The organism is Vibrio atlanticus, from assembly GCF_024347315.1.
Lineage (GTDB): Bacteria > Pseudomonadota > Gammaproteobacteria > Enterobacterales > Vibrionaceae > Vibrio > Vibrio atlanticus.
Genome location: NZ_AP025460.1, coordinates 2604531 through 2629197 on the forward strand (window position 1 = coordinate 2604531; position 24667 = coordinate 2629197).

The 24667-nt window shown below is 44.9% G+C and carries 25 protein-coding genes; 12 read left to right on the plus strand and 13 right to left on the minus strand.

What is annotated here, in order from left to right; all coding sequences use genetic code 11:
- Window positions 1-77 precede the first annotated feature (77 nt).
- Both OCV30_RS11560 and OCV30_RS11565 read right to left on the minus strand, forming a co-directional pair.
- Complete coding sequence (locus OCV30_RS11560) at window positions 78-1154, minus strand: AI-2E family transporter (protein WP_065679061.1); 1077 nt, start codon at window positions 1152-1154, stop codon at window positions 78-80.
- Window positions 1147-1386, minus strand: coding sequence for a sulfurtransferase TusA family protein (locus OCV30_RS11565; RefSeq protein ID WP_012604576.1), 240 nt, complete (start codon window positions 1384-1386; stop codon window positions 1147-1149). The genes OCV30_RS11560 and OCV30_RS11565 overlap by 8 nt, the downstream gene beginning before the upstream one ends.
- Before the next feature lie 178 nt (window positions 1387-1564).
- Here OCV30_RS11565 and bepA point away from each other — a divergent pair, with 178 nt between their 5' ends.
- The 4 genes from bepA to OCV30_RS11585 all read left to right on the plus strand — a co-directional run bounded on the left by bepA (window position 1565) and on the right by OCV30_RS11585 (window position 4527).
- Window positions 1565-3019: a beta-barrel assembly-enhancing protease gene (bepA, locus tag OCV30_RS11570; RefSeq protein WP_009847382.1), complete on the plus strand. Its 1455-nt coding sequence runs from the start codon at window positions 1565-1567 to the stop codon at window positions 3017-3019.
- Window positions 3020-3142: 123 nt separating this feature from the next.
- Window positions 3143-3493, plus strand: a complete 351-nt coding sequence (arsC, locus tag OCV30_RS11575) for an arsenate reductase (glutaredoxin) (RefSeq protein ID WP_012604578.1) — start codon at window positions 3143-3145, stop codon at window positions 3491-3493.
- 6 nt (window positions 3494-3499) lie between these two features.
- Complete coding sequence (gene wrbA / locus OCV30_RS11580; protein WP_009847384.1) at window positions 3500-4093, plus strand: NAD(P)H:quinone oxidoreductase; 594 nt, start codon at window positions 3500-3502, stop codon at window positions 4091-4093.
- Window positions 4090-4527, plus strand: coding sequence for a DUF2069 domain-containing protein (locus tag OCV30_RS11585; RefSeq protein ID WP_009847385.1), 438 nt, complete (start codon window positions 4090-4092; stop codon window positions 4525-4527). The genes wrbA and OCV30_RS11585 overlap by 4 nt, the downstream gene beginning before the upstream one ends.
- A gap of 115 nt (window positions 4528-4642) precedes the next feature.
- On the opposite strand, the gene OCV30_RS11590 is transcribed toward OCV30_RS11585, so the two are convergent.
- Entirely contained in the window at window positions 4643-5902 is a 1260-nt protein-coding gene (locus OCV30_RS11590; protein ID WP_065679062.1) for a DUF2066 domain-containing protein, read from the minus strand.
- A gap of 277 nt (window positions 5903-6179) precedes the next feature.
- Between OCV30_RS11590 and OCV30_RS11595 the strand changes: the two genes are divergently transcribed.
- On the plus strand, window positions 6180-7418 hold the full coding sequence (locus tag OCV30_RS11595) for a uracil-xanthine permease family protein (RefSeq protein ID WP_004734317.1): 1239 nt from the start codon (window positions 6180-6182) through the stop codon (window positions 7416-7418).
- Window positions 7419-7578: 160 nt separating this feature from the next.
- Here the strand turns inward: OCV30_RS11595 and upp are convergent, their stop codons facing one another.
- Complete coding sequence (gene upp, locus OCV30_RS11600; protein WP_009847387.1) at window positions 7579-8205, minus strand: uracil phosphoribosyltransferase; 627 nt, start codon at window positions 8203-8205, stop codon at window positions 7579-7581.
- A gap of 169 nt (window positions 8206-8374) precedes the next feature.
- Here upp and purM point away from each other — a divergent pair, with 169 nt between their 5' ends.
- A complete protein-coding gene (gene purM, locus OCV30_RS11605; protein ID WP_008222945.1) occupies window positions 8375-9415 on the plus strand; it encodes a phosphoribosylformylglycinamidine cyclo-ligase in 1041 nt (346 codons plus the stop codon).
- Window positions 9416-9547: 132 nt separating this feature from the next.
- Window positions 9548-10222, plus strand: a complete 675-nt coding sequence (purN, locus tag OCV30_RS11610; RefSeq protein WP_065679063.1) for a phosphoribosylglycinamide formyltransferase — start codon at window positions 9548-9550, stop codon at window positions 10220-10222.
- A gap of 107 nt (window positions 10223-10329) precedes the next feature.
- On the opposite strand, the gene OCV30_RS11615 is transcribed toward purN, so the two are convergent.
- Together OCV30_RS11615 and lpcA are read right to left on the minus strand one after the other, a co-directional pair.
- Window positions 10330-11175: a class II glutamine amidotransferase gene (locus tag OCV30_RS11615; RefSeq protein ID WP_065679064.1), complete on the minus strand. Its 846-nt coding sequence runs from the start codon at window positions 11173-11175 to the stop codon at window positions 10330-10332.
- Window positions 11176-11242: 67 nt separating this feature from the next.
- Window positions 11243-11818 (minus strand): D-sedoheptulose 7-phosphate isomerase, encoded by a 576-nt coding sequence (gene lpcA / locus OCV30_RS11620; protein WP_009847390.1) that lies wholly within the window; start codon window positions 11816-11818, stop codon window positions 11243-11245.
- Between the two features lie 328 nt (window positions 11819-12146).
- Between lpcA and fadE the strand changes: the two genes are divergently transcribed.
- Window positions 12147-14612, plus strand: a complete 2466-nt coding sequence (gene fadE / locus OCV30_RS11625; RefSeq protein WP_065679065.1) for an acyl-CoA dehydrogenase FadE — start codon at window positions 12147-12149, stop codon at window positions 14610-14612.
- 188 nt (window positions 14613-14800) lie between these two features.
- Here fadE and OCV30_RS11630 read toward each other — a convergent pair whose 3' ends face one another.
- Both OCV30_RS11630 and dnaQ read right to left on the minus strand, forming a co-directional pair.
- Window positions 14801-16048: a TIGR03503 family protein gene (locus tag OCV30_RS11630; RefSeq protein ID WP_065679066.1), complete on the minus strand. Its 1248-nt coding sequence runs from the start codon at window positions 16046-16048 to the stop codon at window positions 14801-14803.
- 9 nt (window positions 16049-16057) lie between these two features.
- Window positions 16058-16825, minus strand: a complete 768-nt coding sequence (dnaQ, locus tag OCV30_RS11635) for a DNA polymerase III subunit epsilon (RefSeq protein WP_009847393.1) — start codon at window positions 16823-16825, stop codon at window positions 16058-16060.
- Window positions 16826-16881: 56 nt separating this feature from the next.
- Between dnaQ and rnhA the strand changes: the two genes are divergently transcribed.
- Complete coding sequence (gene rnhA, locus OCV30_RS11640) at window positions 16882-17346, plus strand: ribonuclease HI (protein WP_065679067.1); 465 nt, start codon at window positions 16882-16884, stop codon at window positions 17344-17346.
- A 56-nt stretch (window positions 17347-17402) separates the two neighbouring features.
- Here the strand turns inward: rnhA and OCV30_RS11645 are convergent, their stop codons facing one another.
- Window positions 17403-18188, minus strand: a complete 786-nt coding sequence (locus tag OCV30_RS11645) for a class I SAM-dependent methyltransferase (protein ID WP_009847395.1) — start codon at window positions 18186-18188, stop codon at window positions 17403-17405.
- 53 nt (window positions 18189-18241) lie between these two features.
- On the opposite strand from OCV30_RS11645, the gene gloB reads away from it, so the two are divergent.
- The 3 genes from gloB (at window position 18242) to OCV30_RS11660 (ending at window position 21325) form a co-directional block, all read left to right on the plus strand.
- Window positions 18242-19000 (plus strand): hydroxyacylglutathione hydrolase, encoded by a 759-nt coding sequence (gene gloB, locus OCV30_RS11650; protein WP_012604588.1) that lies wholly within the window; start codon window positions 18242-18244, stop codon window positions 18998-19000.
- A 70-nt stretch (window positions 19001-19070) separates the two neighbouring features.
- Complete coding sequence (locus tag OCV30_RS11655) at window positions 19071-20642, plus strand: LysM peptidoglycan-binding domain-containing protein (protein WP_065679068.1); 1572 nt, start codon at window positions 19071-19073, stop codon at window positions 20640-20642.
- Window positions 20639-21325 (plus strand): YIP1 family protein, encoded by a 687-nt coding sequence (locus tag OCV30_RS11660; RefSeq protein ID WP_012604590.1) that lies wholly within the window; start codon window positions 20639-20641, stop codon window positions 21323-21325. Before OCV30_RS11655 ends, OCV30_RS11660 begins: the two co-directional genes overlap by 4 nt.
- Before the next feature lie 130 nt (window positions 21326-21455).
- On the opposite strand, the gene OCV30_RS11665 is transcribed toward OCV30_RS11660, so the two are convergent.
- From OCV30_RS11665 to tilS, 4 genes are all read right to left on the minus strand, one after another.
- Window positions 21456-22298: an endonuclease/exonuclease/phosphatase family protein gene (locus OCV30_RS11665; protein WP_065679069.1), complete on the minus strand. Its 843-nt coding sequence runs from the start codon at window positions 22296-22298 to the stop codon at window positions 21456-21458.
- A 61-nt stretch (window positions 22299-22359) separates the two neighbouring features.
- Entirely contained in the window at window positions 22360-22698 is a 339-nt protein-coding gene (gene glnB / locus OCV30_RS11670) for a nitrogen regulatory protein P-II (RefSeq protein WP_017063373.1), read from the minus strand.
- A gap of 130 nt (window positions 22699-22828) precedes the next feature.
- On the minus strand, window positions 22829-23140 hold the full coding sequence (locus OCV30_RS11675; RefSeq protein WP_065679070.1) for a c-type cytochrome: 312 nt from the start codon (window positions 23138-23140) through the stop codon (window positions 22829-22831).
- A 58-nt stretch (window positions 23141-23198) separates the two neighbouring features.
- Window positions 23199-24545, minus strand: coding sequence for a tRNA lysidine(34) synthetase TilS (tilS, locus tag OCV30_RS11680; protein ID WP_065679071.1), 1347 nt, complete (start codon window positions 24543-24545; stop codon window positions 23199-23201).
- Between the last annotated feature and the right edge of the window lie 122 nt (window positions 24546-24667).

The following is a 24667-nucleotide window of genomic DNA, read 5'->3' on the forward strand; positions in this document are numbered from 1 at the left end:
CTTATATCTCCATCAGCGAAAACTTGTGACGAAATAAATAGTGCTAATAAAAAAACTAACATTTATAAGTTATTCCGTTACTGTTGATGTTCAGGGTCATCATCTAGAGCATGGCTCGGTAAGGCATTCCAAACCGCTTTCACCAACGTGGCTAGAGGGATAGCAAAGAACACTCCCCAGAACCCCCACAGTCCGCCAAACACCAACACCGCTACAATAATCGCTACTGGGTGTAGGTTCACTGCTTCAGAGAACAGAACAGGAACGAGCACGTTACCATCTAACGCTTGGATAATACCGTAAGCGAGAAGCAACCAATAAAACTGAGGTTCTAAGCCCCACTGGAACAGGCCAACAATCGCGACTGGAACGGTCACAGCCGCCGCACCGATGTAAGGAATCAATACCGAGAAACCAACCGCGACAGCCAGCAGTGCTGAATAACGTAAATCCAGAATCGCAAAGGTTACGTAGCTGACACCGCCGACGATCAAAATCTCAAGCACCTTACCGCGAATGTAGTTTGAAATTTGTTGGTTCATCTCAACCCAAACCTTGGTCGCTAGACGACGGTTCTTAGGCAGAACACCACTAGCCATACTGATCATCTCTTCTTTGTCTTTCAAAAGGAAGAAAATCAGCAGCGGTACAAGAATCAGGTAAACCGCAAGCGTCGCCAAACTAACAAGAGAAGCTAAAGAGCCCTTCACAACGCTTTCGCCAAAGCCTAATGCTTTGTTTTTCGCATTAGACACAATCGATTCAACGATCTGCAGGTTTGCTAGTTCAGGGTAACGCTCAGGAATGGTTGCGATGAACTTCTGTAAGCCACCATACATGCTTGGAATATCATTGATAAGGTTACCTACCTGTTCCCAAATCGTTGGTACTAGACCAAACAGCGCCAGTAACATCAGGCTAAAGAACATTAAAATCACCAACATCACTGATGGGGTTCTTGGAACACCGAGTCTTTGAAGTTGAGTAACCGGCCACTCAAGCAGATAAGCCAAAACAATAGCCACCAAAAGTGGGGCAATAAGGTGACCAAAGAAGTAGATCGTTATAAAGCCGAAGAGAATGATGGCAACCAAGCTGACAGCATGGGGATCAGAGAAACGTCGTTTATACCAACGATTGACCATTTCAAGCATTTGACTGCAATTCCTTTTTAGTGACGAGGAGATGATGGTAATTAGAGCAAACCTCTACGATGACGTCATAGGCTTGCTTAGACAAAAAAGTAACAATATCTTTCATCGAGCTGTTATCAGAGACATAAATTGACAATGATTGCCCTACTTCTAACTTTACACTGTGACGCTTGGCTAATAATAGTGCCATTGGACAGCGCTCTTGGCGTAAATCTAGAATATTAGGTGTCATTCTTGAGCTCGATGCTTATTATAAGGGTCGTATTGTAATCTGTTTTTGAAAACGCGCCATCATTCATTCATCTTCCTTCATGATAGCGCACGCACTTGGTAAAGGTTAAATCAGATAGAGAACCAATTTGCATTGCACTTGTCTTACTGTCAGAAGAAACGGAGTATTACTGACTAATATGTTTAAACGCGCTCGCTCAATTGCTTGCTTATGCATCGCAGCTACATTAAGCACTCCAACGTTGGCAAATACCAATGGTTTGGAGCTACCCGATATCGGCACCGCGGCTGGCGGCACACTCACTATCGACCAAGAACTTATCTATGGTGATGCCTACATGCGCATCATCAGAAGCAGCCAGCCTATTGTAAACGACCCGGTTCTAAACCAATACATTGACACGCTTGGCCATCGCCTTGTCGCGAACGCAAATGATGTAAAGACACCTTTTCAGTTCTTTATGATCCGTGACCGAAACATCAACGCTTTTGCTTTTTTTGGTGGTTATGTTGCTTTGCACTCAGGTTTGTTCCTGCATGCACAGTCTGAAAGTGAACTCGCTTCCGTATTGGCGCACGAAATCGCGCATGTTACCCAGCGTCACTTAGCACGTAGTATGGAAGATCAAGCTCGCCGCTCTCCTGCAACCATCGCAGCATTGGCCGCTTCTGTATTATTAGCGATTGCAGCACCAGAAGCCGGTATCGCAGCTATCACTGCAACAACTGCTGGTAACATGCAAAGCCAAATAAACTACACCCGAAGTAATGAAAAAGAAGCCGACCGCTTTGGCATCAACACGCTTGCAAAAGCAGGGTTCGATGTAAACGCTATGCCACGTTTCTTTGGCCGCTTAGCTGATGAATACCGCTATGCAAGCACACCGCCACCAATGCTATTAACTCACCCGTTGCCTGAAGACCGAATCACAGATTCACGCGCCCGTGCTCGCAGCTATACACCACTAAAACTGGCTCCGTCACTGGATTATCATTTAGCAAGAGCCCGGATTGTTGCACGCTATGCAGGTATTAATAATGATGCAGCTCTTGATTGGTTTGAGCGAAAGCTGAAGAAAGCCCCCAAAGCCTTGGTTCCATCATTAGAGTATGGACAAGCACTGGTTTACCTAGATTCAAAAAAACTAGATAAAGCAGAACCGATTCTGACCAAGCTGATGAATAGCGACCCAACCAACTTGTTCTATCTGGATGCTATTTCAGATCTGCACATTGAACAGAAAAAGCCTGAGATTGCGATTAAAGAACTTAAGTCAGCACTTGAGCGTCAACCAAACAACTCAGTTCTAACCATAAACTACGCCAATGCGCTGATCGAAAATGAAGACCTACAGGAAGCCGTTCGCGTGTTGCAACGTTACACGCACGATAACCCGAACGACACCAATGGGTGGTACCTGCTTTCAAAGGCAAATACAAACCTTGGCAACAGCGATGAAGAATTGTCTGCTAGGGCAGAGATTTTGGCACTGCAAGCCAACTGGAACAAAGCGATTCAGTACTACACGCAGGCGAGCCAAATAGCAGAACTAGGCAGCCTAAAACAAGCACGTTATGACGCTCGAATTGATCAACTAATGATACAGCGCGAACGCTTCTTATCGTTGCAATAAGTATATTGACTGGCAGCAAAGCTCGTTGCCAAAATACAAAGAAAGCTCAACGTTACACAATAAGAAGCCACTCAGTTGGCTTCGACTGAACTATTAAATCAAAAATAATAACGAGGAAGAACCATGTCTGTCGTGATTTATCATAACCCACGCTGCTCAAAGAGCCGTCAAACTCTCGAACTGCTTGAAGCAAACGGCGTACAGCCAGAGGTGATCAAATACCTAGATACGCCTTTGACTATTGAACAGCTGAAAGTGCTTTTCACTCAGCTTGGTTTTGAGAGTGTTCGCGACATGATGCGTACCAAAGAAGCGGATTATAAAGAAGCGAACCTTGGTGACGCATCAGTGGCTGATGAAGATCTTTTCGCTGCAATGGCAACGAATCCAAAACTGTTTGAACGTCCAGTGGTTGTCGCGAACAACAAAGCAAAAATTGGTCGTCCACCAGAACAAGTACTAGAGATTCTGTAATCCAATATGAGCATCAACATTCTTGTTCTCTACTATAGTCGACACGGCAACACCCAAGCGCTAGCAAGGCAAATCGCTCGTGGGGTGGAATCCATCCCGAACTGCGAAGCCATGCTAAGAACGGTGAACAACGTGTATACGGTAGAAGAGCAGCCGGATTCGCGCTATCAGCCAACAGATCCTATTGCGACCTTACAAGATCTCCGTTCTTGCGACGGTTTAGCACTCGGCAGCCCAGTATGGTTTGGCAATATGGCTGGGCCAATGAAGCACTTTTGGGATAGCACAACATCGTTATGGATTAATGGCGATCTCATCGATAAACCAGCTTGTGTATTTACTTCCTCTTCATCACTACATGGTGGTCAAGAGACGACACAGCAAAGCATGATGCTGCCTCTACTTCATCATGGCATGTTAGTCGTGGGCATCCCCTATTCAGAACCTGCGCTGCACACCACTCAAACCGGTGGCACACCTTACGGTGCAAGCAGCACTGGAGAGAGCGCTTCATTAAGCAAAGAAGAAATTGAGTTGGCGAAAAACCTAGGCAAACGCGTAGCGCGCATCGCTATTAACCAGAAGGGAATGCCTCAATGATGTATATGTCAGAGAGACCGATGTCTCCCAAAACCAAGCTATTTCGCTACCTTGCTTTAACGGGCAATTTGTCGCTTTTATTCTGGGTGGTTGCTTGGCAGATGACACTTTCACCGCACCCTCACCTCAGTAATGTAACACTGGCGATTGCTTGGGCTATACCGCTGTTACTACCATTACCGGGAATATTATCGGGCAAACCTTATACGCATGCTTGGGCGAATTTCGTCTTAATGCTCTACTTCCTACACGCGTTAACTATTATGTATGTAGACGGTGGAGAGCGCTTGTTAGCCGCTGTAGAACTGCTTTTGACGACTCTAGGCTTCGCAGGCAATATATTATTTACCCGTTTTAGAGCCAAAGAGTTAGGCATCAAGTTGAAGCGCCTTTCCGAAGTAGAAAAGAAAGAGAAAGCTAAATTCGAGCAATAATATTGATTCGATGCTCTAGATCTGACATGGCAACAGATAAACAAAAAGCCCTGCGAGATTTCTCTTGCAGGGCTTTTTTCGTGATTTCATATCAATCTGTCATGTCGGTAGACGATTACGAGCGAACCCATTCGTATACTAAGCTTGGCTTAGCGTGCACTGGCGCTGTGACTGGTAGCGCTTCCTCATCAGATTCACCTAGCGTCACCTCAGTTGTATTTGTTAGCTCAGCACCTGTAGATAACTCACTGCCTTTCATCACTTGAACGCTTGGGGTAGTTTCATTGCCCATCGCATCAGTAACAACAGCAGAGTCATCGCCTACAGACATAATGTTATCTTGCGCTTCAAATTCTGGGCTCACTTCAGGTTCGATATAAGACTCTTCAACCTTCGCGACTTGGCGAATGCTTTCAACTTCTTGTTCAAACTCTTGTTGGGTCGATAACAAATGAATTCGGAAGGTCACTTCATTGTTTTGAATTTGTAGAATATCTAAGCTTGCCACCGAGTTTAGACGCTTCAGTGCATTCTCCAATTGGAAGAAGTCTTGAGCATTATTCAAACTGATAAACTGAGTTAAAATCGACTCTGATGATTCACTTGCTACAACAACCGCACTTTTGCCTGCGTAGTAGTTACTGATTTGATCAACCAATTTCTTAGAAGTCGTCGCACTGTTACCCGATACCGAACCACTTACCGGTGATGTTGGTGCGCTCGTCAGTTGGTTTGGTTTTTGATCATACAAAGTCCAGCGTAATCCAGAAGACTGTGCCTTAATCACCAAAACAGCATCAACAGGGTAACGTTGACTCGCGTTGCTAATCGGTGTGACAAAGCTGCCCCACAAATCCGAGGTGGCCACTCCCGTAACATCATCAAAATCACCAACAGGAAACATCAAAGGCAAACCGCGCTCTTTTGCATTGGCTTGTAAGCCTACAGCTAACAGTGAGTTGGAGTGTTCCCAGACAATGTTCTTGTCGTAGTTACTCTCTTCTACCAGCCAAACAAGAATATTTGAGCGAGTATCAGGCCAATACGGTAATTGCGCTTGAGTCAGTAGTGAACGAATTTGAGCACCGTTAAAACGCATACGCAATGTTGATTGGTCATTGCTTTCGCCAAAACTCATTTGAGACATGTACTGCGCACTCTTACGCATCGCCTTTTGAATCGTCTCATTCGACGCGACATCAGTTTGGCCAGTCGCACGTATCAATACTTGCTCCATGCCAGTATTTCTTGCCACTTGTTCTGGTTGTTTGTCTTCAGCGTTAATCGCAACTTCAGCACTAAAGATATCTACTTGAGTTAAGGCATAACTCGGAGAGGCTAATAGTCCCATCAACAACAATGCTATGTAGCGCATATTGATCCTAATATTCAAAGCTTGTGCCTTGATGATAAGCAACTATGGATTGAGGGGCAAGGTCGTTAGCACCCACTGTGTTTAATAACCACAAAATATCACCTGACCATGATAAATCGTTCACTTGTAAACTGAATTTTTCTTATTTTGATAGAGATAAACATAACTAATATAAATAAATTTGATCTATCTGACATAGCAACCGATTGCCAAGTGATAGAATCCCGCGAATTTTATTTTTCGCTTTTCATATAACGACCATTTTTAAGGACATAACATGAAAAATGCTCTGCAAGGTGCGCAAATGCTATTTGTCGCTTTTGGTGCACTTGTACTGGTGCCCCTGCTGACAGGCCTTGACCCCAACGTAGCGCTCTTTGGTGCAGGTATCGGTACCCTTTTATTCCAACTTATTACACGCCGTTCAGTACCTATTTTCCTTGCGTCTTCTTTTGCATTCATCGCACCTATCATGTTTGGCATTCAAACTTGGGGTGTAGGTGCAACCATGGGCGGCCTTATGGCGGCAGGTGTTGTGTATGTATTAATGGGTGCCTTAATTAAGGTACGTGGTGTAGCCTTTATCCACAAACTGCTTCCACCAGTCGTAGTTGGCCCTGTAATCATGGTGATCGGCTTAGGTCTTGCGCCTGTTGCGGTAAACATGGCGCTAGGTAAAACAGGCGATGGGGCGGTTCAACTTATTGATGCAGACGCAGCATTATGGATTTCATCGATATCACTACTTGTGACGATTGTCATCAGTGTTTTCTCGAAAGGCTTTCTTAAGCTGCTGCCGATCTTCGGCGGTATTGTTGCGGGTTATGTGACGAGCTTAGTATACGGCGTCGTTGATTTTACCCCTGTCGCTCAGGCTGCTTGGTTAGCTCTACCTAACTTCACAGCGCCAGAGTTCAACATCAACGCTATCTTCTTTATGGTATTTGTAGCAATTGCACCTGCTGTTGAACACGTAGGCGACATGCTTGCTATTTCGAATGTAACCGGTAAAGACTACCTTAAGAAGCCAGGTTTACACCGCACAATTACTGGTGACGGTGTGGCAACGATTGCTGCTTCTATGCTGGGCGCGCCACCAAACACAACGTACAGTGAAGTTACGGGAGCTGTAATGTTAACTAAAGCATTCAACCCTGTGATCATGACTTGGGCTGCAGTAACAGCGATTGTTCTAGCATTAGTAGGTAAGCTAGGCGCTCTATTACAAACAATCCCAGTTCCTGTGATGGGCGGCATCATGATTCTACTGTTTGGTTCAATCGCAACGGTAGGCTTGAATACCCTAATTCAGAACAAAGTAGACCTACACAAATCACGCAACCTTGTGATTGTCGGCATTACTTTGGTCTTCGGCATTGGCGGCATGGCATTTGGTATCGGCGACTTTAGCCTGCAAGGCGTAAGCTTATGCGGTATCGTTGCTATTCTACTGAACCTAGTCCTTCCTGAAGAGCTAGGCGACAACACCGTAGTAGACAAAGCCCAAATCGACTAACTGCAAGTCAACAAACTGTAGAGGCTTGTGATCCTCAATGAAGAGCATCACAAGCTAGCAAGATCAAAAAAGGGAGAGCATCGAATGCTCTCCCTTTTTATTAATACGGCTAATTCAGCGAGTTAAGAAACGGTTTAGCGTAACTTAAGCTGAAACCGAATTACTTAGTACCGAAGATCTTATCACCAGCATCACCAAGACCAGGAACAATGTAGCCCTTATCGTTTAGCTTCTCATCGATTGCAGCAGTGTAAAGCTCAACATCTGGGTGCGCTTTTTCTAGTGCAGCGATACCTTCAGGGGCAGCAACAAGTACCAGTACTTTAAATACTTTACAGCCTTGCTCTTTTAGAAGGTCAAGAGTTGCAATCATAGAACCGCCAGTTGCTAACATTGGATCAACCACTAGAGCAATACGCTCATCAATGTTAGATGCTAGCTTGTTGAAGTATGGTACAGGCTCTAATGTTTCTTCGTCACGGTAGATACCCACGACACTGATTCGAGCACTTGGCATATGCTCTAAAACACCATCCATCATGCCTAGACCTGCACGTAGGATTGGCACTACTGTTACCTTTTTACCTTTAATTTGGTCAACTTCTACTGGGCCGTTCCAACCATCAATAGTTACACGTTCAGTTTCAAAGTCTGATGTCGCTTCGTATGTTAGAAGGCTACCCACTTCTGTCGCTAGCTCACGAAAACGCTTAGTACTAATGTCACCTTCACGCATCAGGCCAATTTTATGTTTTACTAGCGGGTGTTTCACTTCAACAACTTTCATTTCCAACTCCGGCAATATTTAAACAAACCTGTAGATTATACACGAACTGTGGGGTTATTTCAGAATCTTTATTCTAATAAAAAAAACCACGCAAACGTTTGCTCTTCGTAATCAAGCCCTGTTAGAATAGCGCCGTTTTCACATCCAACTTAAGTTCGAGGACTATCCCGTGAGTGGTAATACTTCTTCTCTAAGCTACAAAGACGCTGGTGTTGATATCGATGCAGGTAATGCACTAGTAGACCGTATTAAAGGTGCTGTTAAACGCACTCGTCGCCCTGAAGTAATGGGCGGTATTGGTGGCTTTGGCGCCCTATGTGAACTTCCAACGAAATACAAAGAGCCGGTACTTGTTTCAGGTACTGATGGTGTTGGTACTAAACTTCGCCTTGCTTTGGATCTGAAAAAACACGACACCATTGGTATCGACCTAGTGGCAATGTGTGTGAACGACTTAATCGTTCAAGGTGGTGAGCCGCTATTCTTCCTAGACTACTACGCAACAGGTAAGCTAGATGTAGATACAGCAGCAGATGTTGTTTCTGGTATTGCTGAAGGCTGTGTTCAAGCAGGTTGCGCACTGATCGGCGGTGAAACTGCTGAAATGCCAGGTATGTACGAAGGCGACGACTACGATGTAGCCGGCTTCTGTGTTGGTGTTGTAGAAAAAGCTGACATCATCGACGGTACTAAAGTAGCTGCAGGCGACGCACTTATCGCTGTTGGCTCAAGTGGTCCACACTCAAATGGTTACTCTTTGATTCGTAAAGTTCTAGAAGTTTCTGGTGCTGATAAGAGTGAAGAGCTAGAAGGTCGCACTATCGGTGAACACCTACTAGAACCGACTAAGATTTACATCAAATCGGCACTTAAGATGATTGCAGAGCATGACATTCATGCTATCTCGCACATCACAGGTGGTGGTTTCTGGGAAAACATCCCACGCGTACTTCCTGAAGGTACTAAAGCAGTGATTGATGGCAAGAGCTGGGAATGGCCTGCTATCTTCAACTGGCTACAAGAGAAAGGTAACGTGGAGACATTTGAAATGTACCGCACTTTCAACTGTGGTGTAGGCCTAGTTGTTGCTCTACCTAAAGATCAAGCAGACGCAGCTGTTGAACTGCTGAAAGCCGAAGGCGAAAACGCTTGGGTTATCGGTGAGATCGCAAACGCTGAAGCTGGCGAAGAGCAAGTTGAAATCAAATAAGTGATACATTCGCTTATTTAGTTAATAGATGAGGACCTAATGGTCCTCATTTTGCTATTTAGCCCGCAGAAAACCTTAGTTTATGTAGGTAAATTGTAAGCACCCCTGTTAATCAATCGTATGACCCACTCTATGAAAAACAATCTCTCAAATAAAACCAGTATCTCTAGTAAAAACATCGTTGTGTTAGTTTCAGGAAGCGGAAGTAACTTGCAAGCAATTTTGGACGCCTGCGATAGCAATATGATTGATGCTTCAGTTAAAGCTGTCTTCTCAAACAAAGCAGAGGCTTTTGGTCTAGAGAGAGCAAAATCAGCAGGTGTTGACGCACATTCTGTGAACCCAAAAAACTATGGTTCACGTGAAGAGTTCGATCATGAATTGATGATTCAGATCGATACTTACCAACCCGATTTAATCGTACTTGCGGGATACATGCGTATCTTGAGTTCAGAATTTGTTCGTCACTATGCCGGTAAAATGGTCAACATCCACCCTTCCCTGTTACCTAAATACCCAGGCCTACACACCCACCAGCGTGCCATTGATGCACAAGACAAAGAGCACGGTACAAGCGTCCACTTTGTTACCGAAGAACTTGATGGTGGCCCTGTAATCTTGCAAGCCAAGGTGCCGGTATTTGAAGATGATGATGCTGACATGTTAGCAAGCCGAGTACTGACTCAAGAGCACTGTATTTACCCTATGGTTTGTAAATGGTTTGCTGAAGATCGTTTATCGATGGTAAACGGGAAGGCTGTCTTAGACGGTGAAACATTAGGTACACACGGTTACGCAGAAGAGTAATTCGTTAAAACTAAACCAAATAAAAAACAAAAAGGCCGCTTACTGATTCATTAGTTCAGTAAGCGGCCTTTCTTTTATGCGTTTCAAATTAATACTATTCGGAATACTTAGCTCAATGGCTCAGTCGGCGCTTGGCTTGCCACCTTTTTAGGTGCGTAAGCAACATCTTCCAACGCTTTATGATTATTGCCGATCAGCTCACCAAAATGAAACAGCGCGTATTCACCCGGCTTCATTCTAAACCACTCTTCATTGTCTGTTAGAGGCTGAGTTGCAACGACGGTTACCACATCATTGGGCGTAGTTTCTTCTTGGAAGTTAATCTCAACATCTTCATCAATCAGGCTCGCGTTACCAAAAGGAGCGCGTCTTGTTATCCAATATAAATGGTTCGTACAATAGTTCATCACGTACTCACCGTCACTGAGCAACATATTGAAAACACCTTTCTCTCGTAACTGGTCACAGCACTCAGCGACAAAGCGAAACATACCTTCCATATCTTGAGGAGGTTCAGGAAAACGGTCTTCAAGTTGTTTCAACAACCAGCAGAAAGAGAGTTCGCTGTCCGTCTCACCGACAGGTCTGAATCGACCACTAATCAGATCATCATAATCCGTTAGTTGACCATTGTGAGCAAAAGTCCAGTATCGTCCCCAAAGCTCACGAGTGAAAGGGTGAGTATTTTCTAGATTAACGCCACCGCGATTAGCTTGACGGATATGACTGACAACAGCTTGGCTCTTAATTGGGTAGTTTTGAACCAGCTCAGCGATCTTAGATTCACAACTAGGATTAGGGTCTTTAAATGTACGAAAACCCTTTCCCTCATAGAAAGTAATACCCCAGCCATCACGATGTGGACCAGTGTTGCCTCCACGTTGCATAAGGCCAGTAAAGCTAAAACAAATATCAGTTGGCACATTCGCGCTCATACCGAGCAATTCACACATGGTTTAATCTACTCCCTATTTAAACCAATGGAGCCACAAACCTAGGCTCCAAATATCTGTAAAACTATTATTCCATTTCTTTTTCAACAAGCTGAATCACAATGTGGATGATCTTAATGTGAATCTCTTGGATGCGATCAGCGTAGCCAAAGTGTGGGACTCGGATTTCGATATCAGCACAACCTGCCATTTTACCGCCATCTTTACCGGTCAGCGCAATGGTTTTCATCCCTTTAGCTTGAGCAGCTTCAATCGCTTTTAGGATGTTGCCAGAGTTACCTGAAGTCGATAAACCAAACAACACATCGCCTTTACGACCCACGGCTTCTACATAACGAGAAAATACGTGGTCGTAGCCAAAGTCGTTACTCACGCAAGACAGGTGACTCGGATCTGAAATCGCAATACCAGCAAAGCCTGGACGATTTTCACGGTATCGGCCTGTTAGCTCTTCCGCGAAATGCATTGCATCACAGTGTGAACCACCGTTACCACAAGAAAGCACTTTGCCCTCTTGCTTGAATGAATCTGCAATCATTTTTGCAGCAGCTTCAATTTGAGCAATGTTATGGTCATCACTCAAGAACTTGTTCAGAACGTCAGCAGCTTCGTTCAATTCACTTTTGATTAGGTCTTGGTACATTTGGCTTATCTCTTATGTTTTTTGACGCAACTTAAAGTGCGTGAAATGAGAATTGAGGGTTTTCCCCTCTTTATCACTGAGTTTACCCACAAACATGAAATAGTGTCGACACTTAAGCCCAAAGATTGCCACCTTAATTAACCTCTCACTGTCGATCCGTCCAAATATTCACCACCAACCTCTCACAATTAGAACTTTAACTCTATTGAGATCACTTTTTATTCACTTTGGAGTTTTACAAATATTTAATATTCCGTTTACACTTGACTGGTTAGACCTCTTACCTAAACTTAATAACAATAAGTGATCTCTGAAAAGGAAATCGATCATGAACATATTGCTCTCCCTACTCGGCATCTCAGCCATCTTAGGCGTCTGTCTTTACCATAGAGTTAGTCTGGTCCGTGCATTAATTGTGTTAACCGGCGCAATGGTAGCATTAACCCTGTTTGGCAGCGTGGCAGTCACTGGTTGGCTTTGTTATCTATTGGCCATAGCGATCTTTGCTGTACCAGCAATTCGCCAGACCCTCATTAGTCAAAAAGCACTTTCTTTGTTTAAGAAGGTTCTACCAGCAATGTCTCAGACGGAAAAAGAGGCATTAGAAGCAGGCACTGTATGGTGGGAAGCAGAGCTGTTCAAAGGCAAGCCTGAGTGGAAGAAGCTTCAAAACATTGCGGATCCAAAACTTTCTGAGGCGGAACAAGCGTTTTTAGATGGCCCAGTAAATACAGTATGTGAGATGGTCAACGATTATCAAGTGACACATGAACTTGCCGATTTGCCACCAGAAGTTTGGCAGTACCTGAAAGACCATAAATTCTTCGCCATGATCATCAAGAAAAAATACGGCGGTTTAGAATTCTCAGCTTACGCTCAGTCTTTAGTTCTACAGAAACTAACGGGTGTTTCGAGCGTATTATCCTCAACCGTTGGCGTACCTAACTCACTAGGTCCTGGTGAGCTATTGCAGCACTACGGTACAGAAGATCAAAGAAACCATTACCTGCCACGCCTAGCTGAAGGTAAAGAGATCCCTTGTTTCGCACTGACCAGTCCAGAAGCCGGCTCTGATGCTGGCTCAATCCCAGATTACGGCGTGGTGTGTAAAGGTCAATGGCAAGGCGAAGAAGTATTGGGCATGCGCCTAACTTGGAACAAACGTTACATCACTCTAGCGCCTGTCGCGACCGTTTTAGGCTTAGCCTTTAAACTGAGAGACCCAGAAGGTCTGCTTGGTGACAAACAAGATCTTGGCATCACCTGTGCTCTTATCCCTACCGATTTAAAAGGCGTAGAGATTGGTAACCGCCACTTCCCACTCAACGTGCCTTTCCAAAATGGTCCGACTCAAGGTGATGACATCTTCGTGCCTATCGATTTCATCATCGGCGGCCAGAAAATGGCAGGACAAGGCTGGCGTATGTTGGTTGAATGTCTGTCGGTTGGTCGTGGTATCACACTGCCTTCAAACTCAACCGGTGGTATTAAATCTGCAGCATTAGCAACTGGTGCTTACGCTCGTATTCGTCGTCAATTCAAACAACCCATTGGTCGCATGGAAGGGGTTGAAGAGCCACTGGCACGTCTAGCAGGTAACGCCTATGTAATGGATGCAGCAAGTAACCTGACGGTTGCGGGTATCGATCTTGGTGAAAAGCCTTCGGTTATCTCAGCAATCGTGAAGTACCACTGTACTCACCGTGGCCAACGCAGCATCATCGATGCGATGGATATCGTCGGCGGTAAAGGCATTTGCTTAGGCCCATCGAACTTCCTCGCTCGTGGTTATCAAGGCTCACCAATTGCAATTACGGTTGAAGGCGCAAACATCCTGACTCGTTCAATGATCATCTATGGTCAAGGCGCGATTCGCTGCCACCCTTATGTTCTGAACGAAATGGAAGCGGCTTATTCGGAAAGCAGCGATGCACTTGATAAGTTTGATTCAGCATTAGCAGGACACGTTAGCTTTACTATGAGTAACCTAGTCCGCAGCTTGTGGTTTGGTTTAACCGACGGTCGTGGTTCAGATGCTCCAACACCATCCAATAAAACGGATAAGCAGACACAGCGTTACTACCAACAGCTGAACCGCTACAGTGCTAACCTAGCGCTACTGTCTGATATTTCAATGGCTGTATTAGGCGGTTCACTGAAACGCAGAGAGCGCCTGTCAGCAAGACTGGGGGATATCCTGAGTCAACTCTACCTAGGTTCAGCAACACTTAAGCGCTTTGAAAGCGAAGGTAGCCATGCTGAAGATCTCCCATTAGTCCATTGGGGTATGCAAGACAGCTTGCGTCAAACTGAAGTCGCGATTGATGAGTTCTTGGCGAACTTCCCTAACCCTGTGATTGGTCGACTACTTCGCGTTGTGTTAATGCCATTTGGTCGTATCCGTCGTGCACCAAACGACAAACTGGATAGCCAAGTCGCGCACATCCTACAAACACCAAGCGAAACACGCTCTCGTATCGGCCGTGGCCAATACTTGGAAGCAACGGAATACAACCCTGTAGGCAAGATTGAAAAAGCGCTAGAAGTGATTCTTCAAGCTGAACCTCTGTTTGATAAGGTTTGTAAAGAAACACATCAAAAACGTGCTTTCTTACGACTCGACCTTGTCGCTCAGCTGGGACTTGAGAAAGGTATCTTAACGCAAGAAGAAGCAAATCTTCTGATTAGCGCTGAGGAACATAGACTGTACACAATTAACGTTGATGACTTCTCACCAGAGGAGCTTGCAGCAAAGACTCAGTACCCAGAACAATCGATTGATAACGTCGCTTAAGGTCAGAGACAGAAACAAAAACGGGACTCCTATGAGTCCCGTTTTTTTATTCATCACTTCATTGTCACAAATTTTAATGCTTACTCTCGAGGCTTGCTCTATCTAAGTTTAGTCTCTCGAGGTTTGTTGTCCCGAGGTTTACTCACTCAAGACAACAACCTCAAGACAACTCTAGGAATGCAGACGAGTTACTTAGGTGCCTTGAGCTGCATCTCGGGTAACGCTCTCTTCTTCGCTGTGATTTTACATATTACAAACCAAATCAGTAAGCCCAATAAAATCGCAGCCACATTACCTACCGCTATAATCATTATGCTGCGCTGCCTGTCATCTTCTCTTTTTTGAAGAATCATTAATTTTTCAGCAATACGTTTCTGCTCAGCAAGAGCTTCCTCTTGAAGACGTCGAGATTCTGCTAGGTCTATCTCTTGAACAACGCTGTACGACTGCTCGGTAATCGGGAAGATCAGTGGACGCTGGCTTGACGCATCGGTGGCATAAACCATCCCCGACCAAGTGTAAATTCCCAAATCATCATTATAAGGCAACGTTAAAGACACTTTCATCGCATCAGCTTCGGCTTGGCCTTGCTTATACATCACATACCCATCAGGGGCTTTATACTCAACGTGAGCTGCTAACGAGCTCGGTGCAATCATACCTGGCTCGCCAGATGCCACGACGGTATGAGATAAGCCTTCTTTGCGAGACTGAATGAAGGTGGTGGTGATTGGCGTTGGGTAAACCAAGACCTCTTGCTCTTGCGCTCGCAGGAACACACCATTACCAGAAGTAATTCGAGCTCGATATTTACCAGGCTCAATGTCCATTGGCAACGATACCGTGAATACACCATCTCCAGCTTTTTCGTCAAGATCAACGCCATCATCGGCAAATTCCCCCATGACAACCGGAATTGGCCGCGCTTCTCTCACTAAGGACTCTTCGTTTTCGACGAACTTAGTGAATGTTACTTTAAGCTTCACACGGTCAAGAAAGTCACGCAGCACAAGCGGCTTGCCATCGGATGTCAAACGAGCGGTAAATTTAATGTGTTCGGTTTGGTACAACTTGTCTGGAAATTCATTGGCGTCTAAAACCAGATGAGATAAAAGTTTGATATTATTTTTAGGTGAGACTTTACCTACCGCTTGCCAGGGACCCGGCATCGGATTGTCGATAGAGATAATATCCATTGACGATTCTTGGTACCAACGGACATTATCAGCATGACGCAAAGCGTGATACTTCTTGCCATCAGGACGAACCAAGACGACGGGTTTAGAATTATCGGCTCGATAGATTACAAAAGTAACTTGCTCGATGCTGGGATCAACTCGAAAGCGATTATCCAATAAACTCATTACAGATTCTGTTGCTGCGTGTAAGCCAAAGCTCAAGAGCAATAAACAACCGGTAGCCAATACCCTTAACATACTTTCTCCCTACTGACGCCAGAGGCAGCTTCCGCTTTTCTCGACGAGGTCTAAACGACTTTGATGCGCTTCTACTTCATCGGCCGTAGCTCGCAAAACCTTTAGGGATTTTCGACCACTTTCTGCTCTTCGTATGCTTTCGCCTTCGCCTTCTTGTTGGCCAGCGTTAAATTGCAGCGAAGTTTGCCCACCTGTCATCAATAAGTAGACGTCTGCTAGAATCTCCGCATCGAGCAATGCGCCGTGAAGAGTACGGTGTGAGTTATCAATACCATAACGGTCACATAAGATATCTAGATTGTTTCTTTTCCCTGGGAATATCTTCTTCGCCATCGCCAAGGTATCGGTAACTTTACAGTAGTCATCCGTTTTACCTATAGCAGGGTTAAGTTTCTCAAACTCATAATCCATAAAGCCCGTATCGAAGGGCGCGTTATGAGCCACCAGCTCCGCACCTTTAATAAAATCGAGAAACTCTTTATGTATGTCTTGGTATTCTGGTTTATCAATCAAGAATTCATCGGTAATACCGTGAACGCCAATTGCTTCTTCTTGAATCGCACGATCGGGCTTGATATAGACGTGAAAGTGACGCCCAGTCAGCCTGCGGTTGATGATCTCTACTGCACCAATTTCAACGATGCGATGTCCCATATAGTGGGGGCCACCCTCTGTATTCATACCGGTGGTTTCGGTATCGAGTACAACGATGCGTTTGTTTTCATTCGAACTGTTTTTTTCGTTCGTGCTTTGTTCTGGAGTGCTACTGGTATTCATAAGGATAACTGTGTCAGACTATGCCGATAATGTGCTTGAGGTAATAGTATCAAATCATGACGAAACAAGTTGAAATTTTCACTGATGGTTCTTGTTTAGGCAACCCAGGTCCTGGCGGCTACGGCGTCGTACTTCGCTACAAAAAAGTAGAGAAGACGTTAGCCGAAGGTTTCACCTTAACCACCAATAACCGCATGGAAATGCTCGCCGCTGTTGTGGCTCTCCAAGCCCTCAAAGAGCCTTGCTCTGTCATTCTGACCACAGATAGCCAATACGTGCGTCAAGGTATCACCCAGTGGATTCACAACTGGAAAAAGCGCGATTGGAAAACAGCCGATAAAAAGCCCGTTAAAAACGCAGACCTGTGGCAAAGACTCGACAAAGAGACGGCGCGCCATAGCGTTGATTGGCGCTGGGTTAAGGGGCACGCGGGGCACCGAGAAAATGAAATGTGTGATGATTTAGCTCGAAGTGCAGCTGAAAACCCGACCCAAGAAGATACGGGCTATCAGCCAAGCTGATCATTTTCTTAAAGGAAATGTCAGTATCTAAAACAGATATAGCAATGGAAAGCCGACTATGAGTCGGCTTTTTCTGCTTTTAACGGATACGAAGTTTTAGCGGAGTCCAAGGTGCGACGCGTATTGGTTCTAAAACTGGCTCCTACAGGAGAGAAGCGTCGCTTAAGGTGCCAATGTGGCTTGATAGGCTTAAGTGGATAAGTACGTTTACGAGCAACAATAAAGTATTGGCTACCAGCGAACGATGCGCAGCTGCCTAAGCTGTTCTCCAACCACGTCCACATCGCTTGGTATTTACTCATAGGGAACAACGCGTAGGTGTCACAATGAATCACTTCATAATTAAGTACGCCTAGCCAATCTTTAATTCGGTTTGGCGTATACATACGCCCACTCCATGGCAAGCTGTTCTTTCGCCAAGGCATCAAACTGGCAAGCCCAGTCACACTAAAAGGGTTAAAGCCGGTGATAATAATATAGCCATCGTCCATCATTACTCGGTCGACTTCTCTCAATAGCCGGTGTGGGTCGTTGCTATAATCTAACTGATGACTCAGCACCACAACATCAAAGCTTTTCTCTAAAAAGGGTAAATTATAACCATCTGCTATCACATTATGTAATGGGTTCTGGATATCTAGGTTTACTTGATGTTGAATGTTGCATGTGCAGCTAGAAATCTCACTGCTGAGGCCACCAAGTTTGAGCATATGGTAACCAAATAGTTTTGGGCACCACTCATCGAGTCGAGTTTGAATAGATTCTCTCAACCAGTCCCCATTGTGCAATTGTGCCCAAGTATAAGGACGCTCAAACTTCTTTCTGCTACGTGCTGGCTTCATCAATAATCTGTCTCACTTATTCTGTCTCACTAAAAGTGACTGGAGAACCAATAATGTTACATATCAAAAGCATACCTGCATTTAACGACAATTACATCTGGCTGATTCAAAATAGCGATCGCCGTTGTGCTGTTGTCGACCCTGGTGATGCAGCTCCAGTATTAGAGTACTTAGCACACCATGAGCTAACTTTAGATGCAATCTTGATTACGCACCACCACCACGATCACATTGGTGGCGTGCCAGAGTTGGTAAGACAATTCCCTGGCGTGGATGTCGTTGGCCCCAAAAATGAACCTATCCCGACCTTAACGCATCCCGTTGATGACGGTGACCAATTAGAGCTGTTTGGCGAAGTATTCCTCGTGCTAGGGCTTAGTGGGCACACCGCTGGGCACATTGGTTATGTTGGTGATGCCAAACTGTTTTGTGGCGATGTACTGTTTTCAGCCGGTTGTGGGCGAATCATGGAAGGCACACCACAGCAGATGTTTGATGCATTGAACAAGATCACAGCACTCCCACAAGAAACCGAGGTTTACTGTGCTCATGAATACACGGCAGCCAATATCGCTTTTGCACTGGCTGTTGAGCCTGACAACCAACATTTGCAACAATACCGCGACCAAGTGAATCGGCTTCGAGCCCAAAATAAGTCGACCATCCCCACAAATTTAAGACAAGAAAAGTTTATTAACCCCTTCTTACGCTACACAGAACCAAGTGTAGTGAAATCAGTATCTAATCGTACTGAGCAGACCGATCCTTTATCGGTTTTTACCGCTTTACGTGCGTGGAAGAACGAATTTTAACAAATACAGGCTTGTCACTCATAGGGAGTGGCAAGTATTATCATCGGCCGTTTATTAAAAAGGCTGTAACATGCGAGTTAAGTACAGCTGGGCTTTGGTACTACTACTTTCTGGTTGCCAATTAACTCAGTCAGAGAATCCAGACCAAGCTTCCGAGCAAACCAACACCTCCCCTACTAAAGAAGTTTCTCAAGCGAACGTTTCATCGGGAGCGAGCCAAGAACAACCAAAAGTTGAAACACCCGTCGTTACTCCACAAACACAGCAAGATGTTTGGAAACGTATTGCGATGCAACTTGAAATGGAAGTGCCGGACCAAAAGAAAGTTGACTACTACCGCACTTGGTACCTCAAGCACCCTGGTCATCTAAAAACTGTATCAAAACGCGCTGAACCTTTCCTTTACTTGATCACAACTAAGATTGAAGAAAGAGACTTGCCTTTAGAGCTGGCCCTGTTGCCCGTTGTTGAAAGCTCGTTTGATGCATTTGCTTATTCTCATGGTAGCGCTGCTGGACTATGGCAGTTCATTTCGGGTACTGGCAAAGCTTACGGACTAGAACAAAACTTCTGGTACGATGGCCGCCGTGACGTAGCCGCTTCAACCGACGCTGCATTGGACTTCTTAACCGACCTAAACAAACGTTTTGATGGGAACTGGCAACACGCAATCGCTGCCTACAACAGTGGCGGTGGTCGCGTGAACAGCGCAATCCGTAAGAACAAGAAGCTGGGTAAGCCAATCGACTTCTTCTCTCTAGACTTACCAAAAGAGACCAGCAGCTATGTACCTAAGCTACTTGCACTGGCCGACGTGATTGCCAACCAAGAAAAGTATGGCATCGATATCCCTGCGATCCCGAACAAGCCAGTACTGACTCTGGTTAACCCAGACGAACAACTTGATCTGGCGATTGCGGCAAACTACGCAGGCATTCCGGTAAAAGAGCTGCAAGGCTACAACCCGGCTTATAACCAGTGGGCAACAGCACCAGAGAAACACCAACAATTATTGCTTCCTCTAAGCTCTGTTGAGAAGTTCAACAAAGAAGTGGCAGCCAATAAAGGCAAAGGCATGAAGTTGGTGCGCTATAAAGTGCAATCTGGCGATAGCATCAGCGTACTGGCGAGTAAATACAACACCACCAGCAAAGTGATCCGCTCTGCAAACGGTTTGAGCAACAATAATATTCGTGTTGGTCAGCACTTATTTATTCCAACATCAACCAAAGACGACAAGACATACGCACTAAGCGCTTCAAATCGCCTAGCAAGCACACAGTCAAAGAGTCGTGGTCAATATAAGCTTAGCCATACCGTAAAAAGTGGTGATAGCCTATGGACGATTGCGCGCGCAAATAAGGTATCTCACCAATCACTGGCTAAGTGGAATGGCATGGGACCACGTGACACTCTTAGAATTGGTCAAGAACTGGTCATTTGGAAGAATAGTTCAGACGGTGCCATCATCCGAACTGTCTTTTATAACGTAAGATCAGGTGACACAGTCAGCGGTATTGCATCAAAGTTCAAAGTAAAAAGCGCAGATGTTGTAAAATGGAACGCTTTGCAGAACAAGAAATACCTACAGCCAGGACAAAAACTGAAGCTGTATGTTGATGTAACTAAGGTAAGTGTATGAACCCGTCAAGTAACCCACTCGTCATGCTGTTGGATATATTCCGTTCACCAACAGCTTGTTTCTTAGCGCTTTATCAAAGAAGTGCTTGGGGATGGCAACCCTACGTCGTATTAATGCTCAGCCCATTCTTATTTTGGGGAGCCTATTTTTCGAATGTAGATTTTGCATGGTTAAGCGCTGAGTTGTCACAGCAACTGGCTCAAACAAACCCTGACCAATTGGCGTTACTTGACAGTAATACTCTACTCGCGAGTGAAATCATCAGTGATGTATTCGGCCGTACGTTAACCATCATTCTGTTGGCATTTTGGTTTAACTTAGCAACAAAGCCAAGCCAACACCAACATAGCTTTTGGCGATGGTTTGCAGCCGCATCGGTAGTGATATTCCCTGCCGTTCTAGGCGATGTAGCAAGCTACGCAAGCCTGATACTCAAGCACGGGCATGTGATGAGCTACGCGGCCGACTTGAACAGCTTAAACGGCTTAATCAAGTTGCCACTAACCAATGATTGGTCGCAATTTGCCAGCTCATTACCACTCTTGTTGCCTTGGTACATTGTATTGGGTTATGCAGCAGTATTAACTTGGACGGAGTTTGAGCGTGGTCAGGCACTGGCCATCTCTGGTTTGCCATGGGTTGGCTATTACCTAATCTGGGCTCTCTACATTTTAATCTTTTAAGCTGAATAGATAAAAACAAGGCTAGCGAAAATTCACTAGCCTATTTATTCCACTGCTTATTACCCAAAGTAACCACAGTGTGAATGGTGAATAGCTAAGATCCAATGACTAATAAGCTAATAGCTTCTTACTATTTAGCCTTAAAGGTCACTCGCATAGGGTTATGATCAGAGGCGTCCGTAATGGGCGCTTTTGCTTTGTCTACTTCTAACCCTCGATAAAACACATGATCGAGCACCAACCCTGTCATAAACTGTGTACGGTTATCTGGTTCAAAAGCAACTTCCGTCAAACCTACCTGTTCCAACGCATCTTTCAATACAGCAAAGCGAGCTTCACTCCAACTGTTAAAATCCCCAGCAAAAATAACAGGCCCACGATACTGTTGCAGATTGTCGGTTAAGCTCTTGAGCTGAGCCTCGTAATCTTCCGTACCAAAGGTAAAGTTCACCGCATGGATATTAATCACAGCCAGCTCTTCGCCATTACTTAGCAGATAGCGAGACCAAAGTGCAGATTTAGGTAATTGAAGCCAAGGTTCTTCATGAGTATAAGCACAAGCTTCAATCGGTAGATGCGTCGCTAGGCTGAGTACGCCTGCACTTTTCTCAAAGGCTTCAAATGCATTCACTCGAGTACTTCCCCATTGACCACTCGTTACCCATTGGCGAAGCCCTTCTGTCATACTCGCTTCTTGCAGCAAAACTAAATCGCTACCGGCTGACAGCTGATTTAACTCACTTTGCCAATTATTTCGGTTTTGCTTATAGATATTCCACACGGTAATGTCTAGGCCATCAGACACATCAATCGCTTTCGGGGCTGAGTTTTGGTAGCAGCTGTAGATATCGTTGCTAGTATTTTGAGAAGAAGTGATCAAATTGGGTTTATTCGGGATCACGAAGATAATATGAAAGCTAACAACAGCAAGCGTTATCAATAACGTGATAACAATGATGGTTTTCTTAAACATACAGCACCCTACCAGAAATGAAAAAGGAGCGATAAACGCTCCTTTTAAGGTAATAGTTTTTTTATACGGCGTCTTCGTCTTCTTCGCCAGTACGAATACGTACCACACGTTCAACTTCAGTAATGAAGATCTTACCGTCACCAATTTTACCTGTTTGAGCCGTTTCGATAATGGTATCAACACATTGGTCAGCCACTTCGTCGGTCACAACAATTTCCAATTTCACTTTAGGTAAAAAATCGACCATGTACTCTGCGCCACGGTATAGCTCAGTATGACCTTTTTGACGTCCAAAGCCTTTAACTTCAGATACTGTCATACCCGTAATACCCACTTCTGCAAGTGCTTCACGTACATCATCAAGTTTGAATGGCTTGATAATGGCTTCAATCTTTTTCATGTTCATCCCTTAAACTGTGCGAATAGCTCATTATCGGTTAGCTATAGTAAACATTCAATGAAAAAAGCCAGAGCATTAAAGCTCTGGCTCGAAATTTATCATCTTGTTTAATCAGCGCTTTAAGAAGGTTTTACTTAAGGCTTGAGTAGTAAGCAGCTAGATTAGCAATATCTTCATCACTCAGCATTGAAGCCTGAGCCTGCATTACAGCCGCCAAACCGCCGGTGCGCTGGCCGCTCTTATATGCCTTAATTGATGAAGCGATGTATTGCTCGTTTTGGCCTTTCAGGTTTGGATATCCTGGGATCATTGCGATACCGTCTGCGCCATGACAAGCCGCACAGATTGCCGCTTTAGCTTGACCCGCAGCAACATCACCCGCCAGAGCGTTACCACTCAATAGTCCAAATCCAAGAACTAATCCTAGTGTAATTTTCTTCATTGCATATTCCATTAATTATTTTTATTAAAGTGACGGTGAATTGTGACACAAACTTTTTCTACTTGCTCCAAAGCGCTTCACAATCTTGACCTTCGTAGTTTTTATCTACGAATAAGCCTAAAACAGCGATCACTCGATCGCCATCCATTAATATCGGCGTTCGACGTCTTAACCAGCTGGGTACTTGGTATTCCTGAAAAAGCTTCTTGAGTTTTCTACTGTGGCCGCGTCCAACTGGGTGAGCTGACACTCCTTCAGGGTTAAAGATCACTCGCAAGGTTCCGTTGGCTTTAGTAAGGGAAAAACGTTGTACGTCTCGGTTATGAGATGCACTACCACTCGACACCGCTTTCAAATGGATCTCACCTAAACCATCAGGCAATAATAAATTCTCATCAATCAAGATTTCACTTTCCCAGTTCGACAAATCTTTGGTGTCTTGTACCAAATAGAGCTGATTGTTAAAGCGCCTAATCTCAACATCATTCAACACCAGCTTAGGATTGGCATCTGCCTGAGCACAAGCCACTTCATCCCAAATAAGTTTTAGCTGCTTTTGGCTTGGCATAGGTTGATTACAATGGCTGATCCACATTCTGATCAAACGTGCTCGTAACAAATCAGAATGCTGAGATAACGAATCAATGCTTAAGCTCTGGCTCTTACTGTTACAGCCTCCCAAAGCTTGTTGTAAGTGAGACTCAAGCAGTTCGTCGAGTAGCGACTCTTGTTCTGCACATAATTGAGCACTGCGACAGACCGATTCTCGAAAGCTAGGCCAGCGCTCTGTCAGCGTCGGAGTGACTTGATGACGAATGAAATTTCGATCAAAGCGCAGATCCTGATTACTCTCATCTTCGACCCAAGTTAACCCCATGTCGTGAGCCGACGCTTCGATGTCTGATCGAGTCACTGACAGCAGAGGTCTCACAATAAACGCTTCACCAAACGACATCACTTTCGCCATTGAAGAGAGTCCTTTCGGACCACTGCCACGTTTTAACGCCAGCAAGAAGGTTTCAAGTTGATCGTCAATGTGTTGACCCGTAACAAGCACATCGCCCTGTCTGATGTACTGCTGAAAAGCTTGGTATCGAGCATCTCGAGCAAGCTTTTCAACGCTCTCACCAGAGTTGATATCCAACGAGACCCTTTCTACTGCTAACGAAACCGACAAAGCATCACACCATGTTTGGCATTGCTCAGCCCAAAGATCAGCATTCTTACTGAGACCGTGATGAACGTGCACCGCACAGCACTCAATGTGATGGGACTTAGCGTATTGCGCAGCCAATTCCAATAACACTCGCGAATCGACACCACCACTGAAAGCAACGACTAACCGACGAGGTTTTAGATCGCTTTGTTGAAATGCAGAGGTAAAAGTTTCGATTAAGTGAGTCATGGGGTTAAGTGAGCCGTGTGTACTAATGAGAAAGGAGAATGTTTTAATAATAAAAAAGGGTTGGCACTGAGTCCAACCCTTTCATCAACTTGTTACGGAAAGCAGATCTTATACCTTGCTAA